The organism is Acidovorax sp. (genome assembly GCF_027492855.1).
Lineage (GTDB): Bacteria > Pseudomonadota > Gammaproteobacteria > Burkholderiales > Burkholderiaceae_C > Acidovorax.
The window spans coordinates 182761-195966 of sequence record NZ_JAPUDY010000072.1; the positions used below are offsets into that span (position 1 = coordinate 182761).

The following is a 13206-nucleotide window of genomic DNA, read 5'->3' on the forward strand; positions in this document are numbered from 1 at the left end:
GACGTTCACCTGTGGGGTGAGCACGCTATGCATCCGCCGTTTCTAGATTTAAAAGCGAGGCCGCGTAATGGACACCCGATGGATTCAAGACTTCGTGACCTTGGCAGAGGTCGGTAATTTCACGCGCGCAGCAGAGGTGCGCAACGTCTCGCAGGCCGCGTTCAGCCGCCGCATCCAGGCGCTGGAGCAATGGCTGGGCGCCAAGCTCATCGACCGCACGGTGTTCCCCACGCGGCTGACGGATGCGGGCGAGCGCTTCAGAGGCGTGGCGGTCGATCTGCTCAGCCAGATCACCGAAGCCAAGGCCGACATCGGCGACGTGCCCTCGCGCAACCACCTGCGCATCGCCATGCCTTATGCACTGGTCACAGCCCGGCTGCCGGGCTGGTGGCAGGCCTGGGCCAACGGCGCGGCCCTGAGCTGCAGCGTGGAGGTAGGCAATGTGCACGACACGGTTTCGGCACTGAGTGCGGGCTCGGTGGACCTGCTGATTTGTTATCACCAGGCCACGCACCCCGTGCAGCTCGACGAGGCACGCTTTGAGCGCCACGACATCGGCACCGAAACCATCCGCCCCTACGCCTCACGCGCACTGGTGCAAAACGGCCGTGCGGCGCTGCCAGGCACTGCCGCAGAGCCGATTCCCCTGCTCATGTATTCACCCACCGTGTACTTTGCCCGCGTTGTGGAGGCCGCCATCGAGAACGCGCCACGCAAGCTGTTCGGCTTCCGCGCTTTCGAGGTGGAAATGTCCGACGCCCTGGGCGCACTCGCCGGGCACGATCTGGGCGTGGCCTGGCTGCCCGCCAGCTCCTTTCACGAAGGCCGACTGGGCGACCTGGTGGCCGTGGGGGACGGCGACTGGGACATCGACGTCTCCATCGTCGCCTACCGCTCCAAGGGCCACGCGCGCCGCGCTGTCTCGCAGGTCTGGGAACGCATCGTCGCTACGGGCCAGGGCTGAAGCGCCCCACAACACAACCAGGCCACAAGCTGCACCAGAGTCGGCGCACTACACGGCGGATTAGCAAAAAATAGCCTCCAGCGCTTATTCATCAAGCGCAAGCAGCTACTATTTTTATAGCATCAAGTTCCTGCCCGCTCCAGCATGGCATGCAACAACACATTGCACCCCGCCTCAATGTGCTCTGGCTTGGCGTCCTCTATCTCGTTGTGGCTGATCCCGTCCTTGCACGGGATGAAGATCATCCCGCTGGGCGCCAGCTTGGCCATGTACACCGCGTCATGCCCCGCTCCCGACACTGCGGGCATGTGGCTGTAGCCCAGCTTCTTGGCCGCTCGGCCCACGGCGTCTACACATTCGGGGTGGAAGAGTTGTGCGGGGTAGCTGGACACCATCTCGATCTTCACGTCCACGCCATGCTCTTGCGCCACCTGGGCGGCAAAGGTTTTGACCTCCTGGGCCATCTGGTCCACCAGCGTGTCGGTGCTGTTGCGCAGGTCGATGCTGAATTTGACCCGGCCGGGGATGACGTTGCGGCTGTTGGGGAACACTTGCACCATGCCCACGGTGCCTCGCCCGTGGGGCGGGTGGCGGTGGGCTGCAGCGACCACGTCTTGCATGATGCGGGTGGCGGCCAGCAGGGCGTCTTTGCGCAGGGCCATGGGGGTGGGGCCTGCGTGGGCTTCCATGCCGGTGACGGTGCAGTCGAACCAGCGGATGCCCAGCACGCCGCTGACCACGCCGATGGTCTTGTCGTTGTCTTCGAGCACGGGGCCTTGTTCGATGTGGGTTTCGAAGTAGGCGCCGATGGGGTGGTCGCCGGGTTCTTGGTCGCCCACGTAGTCGATGCGTTCGAGCTCGCCTTTCACGGTTTTGCCTTCGGTGTCGGTGGCGGCGTAGGCGTGCTCCAGGGTGAAGGCTTTGGCAAAGACGCCGGAGCCCATCATCACGGGCACGAAGCGCGATCCTTCTTCGTTGGTCCAGAAGGCGACTTCGATGGGGGCTTCGGTTTGTATGCCGTGGTCGTTCAGGGTGCGCACGACTTCGATGCCGGCCAGCACGCCGTAGTTGCCGTCGAACTTGCCGCCGGTGGGCTGGGTGTCGATGTGGCTGCCGGTCATGATGGGGGGCAGGCTGTTGTTGCGCCCTGGGCGGCGCATGAAGCCGTTGCCGATCTTGTCGATGGTCACCGTCATGCCCGCTTCGCGCGCCCAGCGGGTGACGAGGTCGCGGCCTTGTTTGTCCAGGTCGGTGAGGGTGAGGCGGCACACGCCGCCTTTGGGCGTGGCGCCGATCTGGGCCAGCTCCATCAGGGAGGACCACAGGCGATCGCCGTTGATGCGCAGGTTGTCAGTGGCGGGGTTGGCTTGGGTGCTCATGGGACCTCCAGAAAAAAGGGGAATCAATCAGCCAAGACAGGCACCGCATCCAGCGGATACACCGGCCGGCGCAGGTTCTCGAACGGGAACAGTCGGTAGTCCGAACTCGTGGCGCCTGGGCTGTCGCACTCGACCAGGCCTGCCGACAAAGGCACGAACACCGGGCGGCAGTACATGCGCGACTTGAGCAGCAGGTAGCGATAGGCCGTCGGGTCCAGGCCCACGCAGGCAAAAACGCCCAGGTCCCACGGCTCGTGCGGCTGCTCGACCACCACGATCTGCGTGTCGCCCGCATCCAACCAGACAGCACGCCCCATAGAACACCGCTGACCCGTGTAGATAGGCCCGCTCACGGTGTAACTGCCATCGCTGATGGCGCGCACCGCGCCTTGCACCAGCACGGGTTCTTTGGCCAGCCCCAGCCGGGTGAGAGGCACTTTGTTGCCAAGGCGGACCGACACCTGGGCGCCCACACCCGCCGCGATGAGCTGGTCCACGGCTTCGGGGTCACACAACGGGCCGGTGGCAATGCCCGCCAGGCCCCGCTGCCACGCAGCCTGCAGCACATCCATGGTGTCGCAGGTGCCCCCGGACATGCAGTTGTCACTGTGGTCCAGCAGCAGCACGGGCTTGCTGGTGCCCAGCGCAAGCGCCTCGGCCCGCGCAAAAGCTTCGGTCAATGGCTCGCTGGCATACACATAGCCTGCGCGCTCGGCCCAGATCTGGTCGGCCACACGGTCCAGGGCGGCAGCCCCCAAGGCCTCGCCATGGGGGCTGCGCTCCACGGTGGCCACCACGCACACGCAAGGCGCCTCGATATCGGCCAGCGAGAAGCCCGCAAAGACGGTCATGGCAGGCACGCCTTCTTCCTCAGCCCGGCGTGCCGACGCCACCGCTGCCGCCATTGCACCGCCCAGCGTGGTGCTGCGCAGCGTGTGGCTGAGCAGCGGCAGGGGCCGCCAGCGCACCGCATACCGGCGCCCTTGCTGCAGCATCTGCAGCACCAGACGCGCGGCATGTTCGCCGGTCTCGTACATGTCCACATGCGGATAGGTCTTGAACCCCACCATGACGTCGGCGTTATCGATCATTTTCTGCGTGATGTTGCCGTGCAGATCGAGTGCTACCCCCAGTGGTACACCGGGTGCCGCAGCACGCACGCGTGCGAGCAGATCACCCTCTCCGTCCGAGGTGTTCTGCGCCACCATAGCGCCATGCAGGTCGAGGAAGATGGCATCGCAGCCTTCAGCAGCCGCCGCCACGATGCGGTTGGCGAGCGCATCGTAGGCATCGGCATGCACGGGGCCGCTCGGGTTGGCCATGGCCGAAACCGGCGTGACGCACTCGGCACCCACGCGCTGGGCCGCGTCGATGAAAGCCGCCATCGCGGTGCGCATACCGCTGTTGGCCTGGAAGGCCGCTGCATCGTAGTCCGGTGCAAACGCCTGCAGGGGGGTTGGCACCGGAGAAAAGGTGTTGGTCTCGTGGTTCAGACGTGCGATCAGAAACTTCATGCGTAGCCCTTGGTTCAATGCTGCGTCAGCCATTCACCCATCAGACAAGGCCCACGCCCAGGTAACGGTCCTTGACCTCTTCATCAGCCAGAAAGGCTGCGTTGTCGGCGGTATAGACGATGCGCCCCTGCTCCAGGATGCAGTGCCGGTCGGCCAGTTGGGTACAGACCTCCAGGTTCTGCTCGACCAGCAGGATCGCCACGCCCGCCGTCTTGATGGTCTTGAGCTGGGCGACGATCTCCTCCACGATGACGGGAGCCAGACCTTCCACCGGCTCGTCGAGCATGAGCAGCTTGGGGTCGTTCATCAACGCGCGGCCGATGGCCAACATCTGCTGCTCGCCGCCCGACAACTGCCCTCCACCATTGCGCTTCCGCTCCTTGAGCCGGGGGAAAATCCGGTACACGTCGTCCAGTTGCCAGGGCGAGCGTTTGCGCAGGCCGAGCAACAGGTTTTCTTCCACGGTCAGCAGCTTGAAGATGCCACGGTGCTCGGGCACCAGGCATACGCCCTGTCGGGCAATGGCATGAGGTGGCAGGCCCTGCACAGGTTTGCCAAAGAAGGTCACACGGCCCTGGGTGGGGGGCACCACCCCGGCAATACTCTTGAGCGTGGTCGTCTTGCCCGCGCCGTTGCGCCCGAGCAGGGTGACCAGTTCGCCATCGCCTACCTGAAACCCCACTCCCTGCAACACATGGCTCTTGCCATAGTGCGCATGCAGGCTGTCAACATCAAGAATCATGCCTTGCCTCCGGTAATCATGTTGCCCAGGTAGGCCGCGCGCACGCGGTCGTCGCTGCGGATGTCGTGCGGCATGCCTTCGGCCAGCACTCGGCCCAGTTGCATCACCGTGACGGTGTCCGAGATGTCCATCACGATGTTCATGTTGTGCTCGATCAGCACCACGGTGTGCTCATCGCGCAGGCTTTTGATCAGACGCTTCATGTCATCGAGGTCATCGATACCCATGCCCGACGTGGGCTCGTCCAGAAAGATGGCCTTGGGCCGGGCGGCCAAGGCCATGCCCACCTCCAGGCGACGCTGCTGGCCGTGCGACAAATTGCCCGCCGGGATATCGGCCAGGCTCTCCAGTCCCACTTTGGCCAGCACCGAGTCCACCACCTGCGACAGCGCCCGCGGCCCCACCGGCTCATGCCAGGGGTTCAGTGCGCGCGCGGGTGCCACGCCCTGTGCGCCCAAGCGCAGGTTCTCGCGCACCGGCAGGCTCAGGAACAGGCTGGTCACCTGGAACGACCGCGCGATACCGCGCTGCACGCGCCGGTAGTCGGGTTCGTGCGTGACATCCTGGCCATCAAACAGGATCCGTCCGCCGCTGACCGTCTTGGTCCCGGTGAGCATGTGGAACAGGGTGGTCTTGCCCGCACCGTTAGGGCCGATCACGGAATGCACCGTGTTTGCACGCACCCGCAGGCTCACGCCACCCAGCGCAGCAAACTTTCCATAGTGCTTCTCGACATCAATGGCTTCCAGCAGGATGGGGGCCTTGGGGCTCATGCCTGTTCTCCTTTGGCTGCGGGAGCGACAGCAGGCTGGCGGCGGCCTGCAAGTTTTTGCCAGATCGTTTCACCCAGGCCCCACAGCCCTCGCTGCATCCAGAGGCTGACCGCCATCAGCGCAAGACCCAGGAGCAACAGCCAGCGAGGCCACAGTTGCGACAGCCAGTCGGCCAGCAACAGATAGAACGCCGACCCCAGCAACGAAGCGAACAGGTTGCCGGTGCCGCCGATCACGGTCATCACCAAGATCATCTCGCTGGTGTGGTATTCAGCATTGGACAGCGGCGCAAGGCCAGTCATCATGGCGTGCAGCGCACCGGCCAAGCCTGTAACAGCGCCCGAGATCACGAATGCCTGCAGCTTGAGCAGCCGAAGGTTGTAACCAATGGCCGCGGCACGCTCTTCGTTGTCGCGCACGGCCAGCAAGGTGCGACCAAAGGTGGAACGCGACACCTTGAGCAGCAGCCAGAACACCACCAGAAAGATCACCGAGATAAACCCGTAGAACTGCCATGGCGACTCCAGCGTCCACAGGTCCGCGCCCAGAATGGACAGATTGGGCCGAGGAATGTCCATCAGCCCGTTGTCGCCCCCGGTCAGGCCTGTGGCTGTGTAGGCGATGAAATAGAACATCTGCGCGAAGGCCAGGGTCAACATCACGAAGTACGTGCCGCGCTGGCGGATAGCCACCCAGCCCACCACTGCGGCGCCCAACGCCCCCATCGCCGTGGCCAGCAGCAATGCCAGCGGCATAGGCACAGGCCAGCGGGTCAGCATCAAGGCGACGGTATAGCTGCCCAAGCCGAAGAAGATGCCCTGGCCGAACGACAACAAGCCCGTGAAGCCCAGCAGCAAGTTACAGCCCATGGCCGCGAGCCCGAATATAAGCACCTCGCTCGCCAGTGAGCCCGACTGCATCATCAGCGGCATGCCCACTACCACCAGCGCTGCAAACAAGAAATGCGTGTAGTTTTTCATGGGATTCACTCCTTGCGGCCCAAGAGACCATGGGGACGCAACAGCAGCACGGCAGCCATGGCGACATAAATCATCAGGCGCGCGCCCTCCGGCCAAAGCGTGCTCATGACGCTTTGCACGATGCCGATCATCAGCCCGCCCAGCAGCGCGCCGCTGAAACTGCCCATGCCGCCCACCACCACCACCACAAAGGCCACCGCAAGGGCCTCAACGCCCATGAAGGGCTCCGCACCCCGGATCGGTGACGCCAGCACCCCGGCCAGCGCTGCCGTTGCCGCCCCCAGTCCAAACACCAGGCTGAAGATGCGCAGCACGTTGATGCCAAGCAGCGAAACCATCTCGGTCGATTCACTGCCCGCACGCACGGCACTACCCAGGCGCGTTCCTTCCAGCACCCACCACAGCAAAACGGCCAGCACGGCGGTAAAACCGATCACAAAAAGCCGGTACTTGGGATACACAAAGCTGCCCCACATCACCACCCCCTGAAGCATGTCAGGCACAGCCACGCTGTCTCCCAGCGGCCCCCACTGCAGGATCACCAGCTCCTGCACCACCAACGCCAAGCCCACCGTCACGAGAATGTGAAACTCGTGGTCGGTGGCATACACATGGCGCAGGATGAGCTTCTCCGTGGCCCAACCGATGGCGCCCACTACCAGCGGCACCACCACTAGGGCCAGCCAGAAGCTCATACCCCAGCGCGTCATCTGATAGCAGAAGTACGCCCCGATCAGATAGAAAGCGCCATGCGCGAAGTTCACGAATCGCAGCAAGCCAAAAACAATGGACAGGCCGACTGCCAACAAGAAATACAGCATGCCGATGCCGATTCCGTTGATGACCTGTAGCAGGTAGATGTTCATAAAGTGCTCAGCCAGAGGGCCGCCAGCGGCACCCTACCGGGACCGCTGAGGCTCTTGAGGATTGGGGCAATCGCAACGCTTGGACGAGGCAGTGCTCAGCCCCGCAAGCGCCAGCGGCATTAGGCGCGTTTGCAGCCTGTCTGGTCGATGGGCAGGAACGACTTGCCCGAGCTGAGCACGTCCACGTAGTCATCCTTGTTCTTCATCTTGGACTTGGCCTTGCCCTTGAGCAGGTAGTAGTTTTTGAGTACCTGGTGGTCTGCCTTCCGCACCTCTTCCTCGCCCGTGAGCCCCTGGTACTTGTGTCCCTCCAGCGCGGCGATCACGGCCTTCTGCTCCACCGTGCCGGCCTTGATGATTCCATCGATCAGCAACTTGGTGCAGATATAAGACCCCGCCAGGCTGTAGTTGGGGTTCATCTTGAGCTTGTCGTTAGTGCGCTTGACGAGATCGCGGTTGAGTTCGGAATCCACCGTGTGCCAGTACTGGGCACCAAAGTAGATACCGTCACACAGATCGGCCCCCAGCGATTCGAACTGCTCCAGCCCCGAGGCCCAAGCCACCAGGATCGTCATGTTCTTGTGCATGCCAAAGCTCACCGCCTGGCGCAGAGTGTCTGCGCACTGCGCACCAAAGTTAAGCAGCAGCAACACATCGGGTTTAGCGGCCAGCGCGTTGGTGATGTAGCCGCTGAACTCTTTTTCGGTGAGCGAGTGGTAGCTGTTACCGACATGCTCGATACCCTTTTCCTTGAAAATATTCTTGGCCGCCGATAGCAGACCATCGCCAAACACATACTGCGGCGTGATGGTGTACCAGCGCTTGGCCTTGGGCATGGACTCGATCAGCGGACGCACGGTTTGTTCGATGGCTCCAAACGTGGGCACCGACCAGCGGAAGGTAGCGGCGTTGCAGTCCGAACCGGTGATTTCATCGGCGCCAGCAGTGGTCACGAACAATCCACCAGCCTTCTCGGCCTCCTTGCCCATGGCCAGGGCTTCACCCGACAAGATGCCACCTGCGAAGAAGCGAGCACCCTGCTGCTGTGCAGCCTCCTGCACCTTGCGCACGGCTGTGGCAGGCTTGCCCTCGGTGTCCAGTAACGTGTAGGCCAGGGGCCGATTGAGGGCCTTGCCATATTGCTCAATGGCCAGGCGCATGCCTATGTCGGCAAACTTTCCATTGGCCGCGAACGGACCGGACATCGGCACCGGACAACCAAACTGGATGGAACCCGTCGCCTGCGCAAAGGCGCTGCGGGTCAAGCCGATGGACGCGGACAGTGCACTCAGTGCCGAGGCTTGCAGGAGATGACGACGTTGCATGAAGGGCTCCAAAAGATAGGAAGTGAGGATCGATGTATGCCACCTCCATGGTGTGCGCCAAACTCCCTTCGCGGTCTTTCAGAACCTTTCATTTGGATTCAACAAGAGGCAGGGTTAACCCGGCATGTGCGTCCTCTGTCGGCGCAGGCAAAGCAACGCCGTGCAACCCTGCGGTCAGTGCAACGGTTGAGTGTCCTGCGCGAGCTGCGCAGTGGCCGTGAACGCGTAGCCGATCTGGTGCAGCGTCTTGACCGGCAGGGGCTCTGCAAACGCCTCGGCTGCCTTTTTGCGCAGCCGCGTGAGCAGCAGGTTCAACCGCTCGGCCCCGTTCTGTGCACGCGCACCGAACAAGTAGGTGCCGAGGTCGCGCTTGGGCACCGGCTGGCCGTCGGCACGCATCAGTTGCTGCAAAAACATGAACTCATGGGTGGTTAATTGCAGGCACTTCCCCTGCGGCGATGACAGCACCCAATCCTTGATCGCCAGCACCCAGCACGCTGGCTGCGCAATGGACGCTGGCGCAGCACCTACCGCAACCTCTGGGTTCGCAGAAGCCCTGGGTGCCAGACGGTTCGCCGTAGCATCGATGTTGGCCGCTAACTCCAACAGATTGACGGGCTTGACCAAATAACGATCTGCCCCGGCCCGCATGCCCGCAAGCCGGTCGTTGAGTGAGTCGCGGGCGCTGAGGATGATCACACCTACCTCGGGTCTGGACTTGAGCAGTGACGCCACGCTGAGCCCATCCTCACCGGGCAGGCCCAAATCCAGGATCACCACATCGACCGGCTGGACAGTAAACCCCTTGTAGAACGCCTCGGCGCTGCACGCACCCCACACGCTATAGCCCGAGTCGAGCAGGAACTCCTCGATGCAGTGCAACTGGTCGGAGTCATCCTCCACGATGGCGATGCTGGGCTTGGAATGGGTCATGTTGCAAATACCTCCGGAGACCGTCCGGGAGGCAACATTCATGCCACCGGTACTGCCGTCAACGGAATGTCGATCACAAAGCGCATGCCCTGGGGTTGGCGCGCCTGCAGCTGAACAGCCCCACCATGCAGATCGACGATGCGTTTTACCAAAGCCAGCCCCAATCCGGCACCGGGTTTGCCCTCTGCCGTGCGCCCGCGGCGGTACTTCTCAAACACCCGTTGCTGGTCTTCCAGCGGAATACCGGGACCCTCGTCCTCGATGGCGAAACGGCACAGATCCCCTTCGCGATGCACGCTGAGGGACACCGTCGTACCAGCTTCGGAATATTTGAACGCGTTGGACAGCACGTTCATGAGCATTACGCGCAGCAGCACCGGATCGCCGTTCAACGCTGGGAGCTCTGGCTCCACCTCCAGGTGCAACGGGTGCTCGGCAGACAACTGCCCGCCGTTTTCAGCCACCCATAGGCACAACGCCCCCACGTCGACGGGCGCTGGCTCCACGATGAAGTTGTGGCTATCGATACGGTCTTGGGTCAGGCAATTGTCAAAGAAGTAGCTCAGTCGCGCGGAGCCCCGCAAGATGCGCTGTGCTAACGCCTGCTGCGCAGGCGCATCCCTGGACCGCAACGCAAGCAGTTGCCCGGCGGTATTGATCACCGCCAGCGGTGAGCGCACCTCATGCGACAGCATTGCAATGAAGTGGCGCTGGTCGGTCAACGTCTGTTCAATGGAAGCCACCGCACTCTCCAGTTCCTGCGTGCGCTGCGCCACCATCTGCTCCAGGTCCTCGGCATGCTCCTTCAAGTGACCGGCCATGTGGCCCATCGCGTCCGCCAGCTGCCGTAGTTCACGGATGGGGCTGGACTTCGGCGCCTTGGCATTCCAGTCAGCTTGCGTCAACCGGATGGCCCAGTCACTGAGCACTTGCAGGGGCCGCACCAACCGGCTGGCCACGAACAGTGAAAAAAGCACCGACGCCAACATGACCGCCGCCGTGGTGTAAATCGTGTTGCGCAACACCCCGCGCAAAGGCGTGTTGAATCGGCTCTCGGGCAGGATGATCGCCATGGTCAGCACGGGGCCACGGTTCAGTGCATGTGTCCACCAACGCGCCAGATGGCGCACGCCATCGACCTCCATGAATTGGGTGCCCTCGGATTCACCGCGATGCAGAATGTGCTGGCCCAGTGCGCGCATCACGGGATCGCTGGTCTGGTCTATGCGCGTGCGGCGTCCATTCGCCAGCACCTCTACACCCGCGGCCGGGTTGTGCGATGACATCGCCAGCAATTCCCCAGATGCCTCCGCCAAAAAAGCCCGCCCGCCCGATTCAGCAGCCAAACCTGCCAGGAACTCATTGAGCTGCGACAACGCCACGTCGGCCGTAACCACCCCCATCAGCTGCCCATCACGCGAGCGCACGGGCGCCGAGATGCCCATGCCGATTCCGTCATATGCACCCTGCGCATCGTTGATCAGATAGCGGTAGGGGGCGTACCACGAGACCCCATCGTTGGCTATTGCGGACTGGTACCAGGGGCGGGTGCGTGCATCGAAGCCCACTTCGCTGCGCGAGATCAGCGATGGCTGGCGAGTCACGGGGTCGACACGCAGCACCTCCATGGCGCGGCCGTCGCTGACCCGGGCGCGCAGCATGCGTGGCGCGCGATCGTCACCCAGGGGTGGCCGACTGCCAGCGTAATACTGGCCGTCGGGCATACCCATGGAAATGAATGTCAGTTGTGGCTGCTGGTCAATCTGTAGCATGAACTGGCGCATCAGCACATCGGGCTGCCGCACCAGCAGGTACCCTGCGCGCACCTGTTCAACGTTGAACGCTACCACCCTCTGTGGAACATCGAAGAACGAGACCACCTTCTCGCGCACGCGGCCCGACACCTCATCGGCCAACTGCAATGCAAACTCTTCCATCGCCACAACGGCCGAGCGATAAAACAGGCTGCCGCTGGCCAGAACGATGGGCAGCAACACTGCCAACAGTGCGAATGTGAGAAAACTGCGCAGCGCGATGCGGCGAGCAAACATGGAACAACCCGAGTGTGTTGGCGGTGTGGGTGGCCCCGTCGGGGCAATCTTGCGACGCCCCGTATTCAATCACACGGCTTGCATCAGATTCAGATCACCTTAGCCCGCTCCAGCATGGCATGCAGCAACACATTGCACCCCGCCTCAATGTGCTCTGGCTTGGCGTCCTCTATCTCGTTGTGGCTGATCCCGTCCTTGCACGGGATGAAGATCATCCCGCTGGGCGCCAGCTTGGCCATGTACACCGCGTCATGCCCCGCTCCCGACACTGCGGGCATGTGGCTGTAGCCCAGCTTCTTGGCCGCTCGGCCCACGGCGTCTACACATTCGGGGTGGAAGAGTTGTGCGGGGTAGCTGGACACCATCTCGATCTTCACGTCCACGCCATGCTCTTGCGCCACCTGGGCGGCAAAGGTTTTGACCTCCTGGGCCATCTGGTCCACCAGCGTGTCGGTGCTGTTGCGCAGGTCGATGCTGAATTTGACCCGGCCGGGGATGACGTTGCGGCTGTTGGGGAACACTTGCACCATGCCCACGGTGCCTCGCCCGTGGGGCGGGTGGCGGTGGGCTGCAGCGACCACGTCTTGCATGATGCGGGTGGCGGCCAGCAGGGCGTCTTTGCGCAGGGCCATGGGGGTGGGGCCTGCGTGGGCTTCCATGCCGGTGACGGTGCAGTCGAACCAGCGGATGCCCAGCACGCCGCTGACCACGCCGATGGTCTTGTCGTTGTCTTCGAGCACGGGGCCTTGTTCGATGTGGGTTTCGAAGTAGGCGCCGATGGGGTGGTCGCCGGGTTCTTGGTCGCCCACGTAGTCGATGCGTTCGAGCTCGCCTTTCACGGTTTTGCCTTCGGTGTCGGTGGCGGCGTAGGCGTGCTCCAGGGTGAAGGCTTTGGCAAAGACGCCGGAGCCCATCATCACGGGCACGAAGCGCGATCCTTCTTCGTTGGTCCAGAAGGCGACTTCGATGGGGGCTTCGGTTTGTATGCCGTGGTCGTTCAGGGTGCGCACGACTTCGATGCCGGCCAGCACGCCGTAGTTGCCGTCGAACTTGCCGCCGGTGGGCTGGGTGTCGATGTGGCTGCCGGTCATGATGGGGGGCAGGCTGTTGTTGCGCCCTGGGCGGCGCATGAAGCCGTTGCCGATCTTGTCGATGGTCACCGTCATGCCCGCTTCGCGCGCCCAGCGGGTGACGAGGTCGCGGCCTTGTTTGTCCAGGTCGGTGAGGGTGAGGCGGCACACGCCGCCTTTGGGCGTGGCGCCGATCTGGGCCAGCTCCATCAGGGAGGACCACAGGCGATCGCCGTTGATGCGCAGGTTGTCAGTGGCGGGGTTGGCTTGGGTGCTCATGATGTTCTCCTGAGGATGTCTGAGATGCTGAATGCTTCAACCGCCGTTCGGGCTGAGCCTGTCGAAGCCGGGGGGCAGTGGCTGCCTTCGACAAGCTCAGGCCGAACGGCTTGAGGGCGTTTCGGAGCTGTGGAAATCGCCACCCTCCGTCCGCTTGCGGTTCGCTCCGCTTCAGCCACGCGCCACCGCCGTGGGAGCCAGGTCCTGCGCCCGTTTTTGCACGGCCTGGAAGTTGGCCCCAAACGCGGGGCGCTTGATGTAGCGGCCTTTGCCAGGCTCGGCCCGCAGGTCGCCGTTGGCAAACACCACACGCCCCTGGCTGACGGTGTG

11 protein-coding genes and 1 pseudogene are annotated in these 13206 nt (G+C 63.2%); 1 reads left to right on the forward strand and 11 read right to left on the reverse strand.

From position 1 onward, the window contains the following. Nucleotides 1-67 precede the first annotated feature (67 nt). Nucleotides 68-964, forward strand: a complete 897-nt coding sequence (locus Q0105_RS14395) for a LysR family transcriptional regulator (protein WP_298212818.1) — start codon at nucleotides 68-70, stop codon at nucleotides 962-964. Between the two features lie 122 nt (nucleotides 965-1086). Here Q0105_RS14395 and Q0105_RS14400 read toward each other — a convergent pair whose 3' ends face one another. The 11 genes and pseudogenes from Q0105_RS14400 to Q0105_RS14450 form a co-directional block, all read right to left on the reverse strand. After that, a complete protein-coding gene (locus Q0105_RS14400; protein WP_298212819.1) occupies nucleotides 1087-2343 on the reverse strand; it encodes a Zn-dependent hydrolase in 1257 nt (418 codons plus the stop codon). 23 nt (nucleotides 2344-2366) lie between these two features. After that, a complete protein-coding gene (locus Q0105_RS14405) occupies nucleotides 2367-3857 on the reverse strand; it encodes a M81 family metallopeptidase (RefSeq protein ID WP_298212820.1) in 1491 nt (496 codons plus the stop codon). 40 nt (nucleotides 3858-3897) lie between these two features. Then, entirely contained in the window at nucleotides 3898-4599 is a 702-nt protein-coding gene (locus Q0105_RS14410) for an ABC transporter ATP-binding protein (RefSeq protein ID WP_298212821.1), read from the reverse strand. Continuing rightward, entirely contained in the window at nucleotides 4596-5372 is a 777-nt protein-coding gene (locus tag Q0105_RS14415) for an ABC transporter ATP-binding protein (RefSeq protein WP_298212822.1), read from the reverse strand. The genes Q0105_RS14410 and Q0105_RS14415 overlap by 4 nt, the downstream gene beginning before the upstream one ends. Next, nucleotides 5369-6352: a branched-chain amino acid ABC transporter permease gene (locus tag Q0105_RS14420; RefSeq protein ID WP_298212823.1), complete on the reverse strand. Its 984-nt coding sequence runs from the start codon at nucleotides 6350-6352 to the stop codon at nucleotides 5369-5371. The genes Q0105_RS14415 and Q0105_RS14420 overlap by 4 nt, the downstream gene beginning before the upstream one ends. A gap of 5 nt (nucleotides 6353-6357) precedes the next feature. Beyond that, nucleotides 6358-7218 carry a branched-chain amino acid ABC transporter permease gene (locus Q0105_RS14425; RefSeq protein ID WP_298212824.1) on the reverse strand — a complete coding sequence of 287 codons (861 nt, stop codon included), beginning with the start codon at nucleotides 7216-7218 and terminating at the stop codon, nucleotides 6358-6360. 119 nt (nucleotides 7219-7337) lie between these two features. Then, nucleotides 7338-8543: an ABC transporter substrate-binding protein gene (locus Q0105_RS14430; RefSeq protein WP_298212825.1), complete on the reverse strand. Its 1206-nt coding sequence runs from the start codon at nucleotides 8541-8543 to the stop codon at nucleotides 7338-7340. Nucleotides 8544-8717: 174 nt separating this feature from the next. Further along, nucleotides 8718-9476, reverse strand: a complete 759-nt coding sequence (locus Q0105_RS14435; protein ID WP_298212826.1) for a response regulator transcription factor — start codon at nucleotides 9474-9476, stop codon at nucleotides 8718-8720. A 38-nt stretch (nucleotides 9477-9514) separates the two neighbouring features. Further along, on the reverse strand, nucleotides 9515-11527 hold the full coding sequence (locus Q0105_RS14440; protein WP_298212827.1) for an ATP-binding protein: 2013 nt from the start codon (nucleotides 11525-11527) through the stop codon (nucleotides 9515-9517). Nucleotides 11528-11616: 89 nt separating this feature from the next. Next, nucleotides 11617-12876: a Zn-dependent hydrolase gene (locus Q0105_RS14445; RefSeq protein ID WP_298212828.1), complete on the reverse strand. Its 1260-nt coding sequence runs from the start codon at nucleotides 12874-12876 to the stop codon at nucleotides 11617-11619. Between the two features lie 171 nt (nucleotides 12877-13047). Then, nucleotides 13048-13206: pseudogene (locus Q0105_RS14450) on the reverse strand (dihydropyrimidinase); the annotation flags it as partial.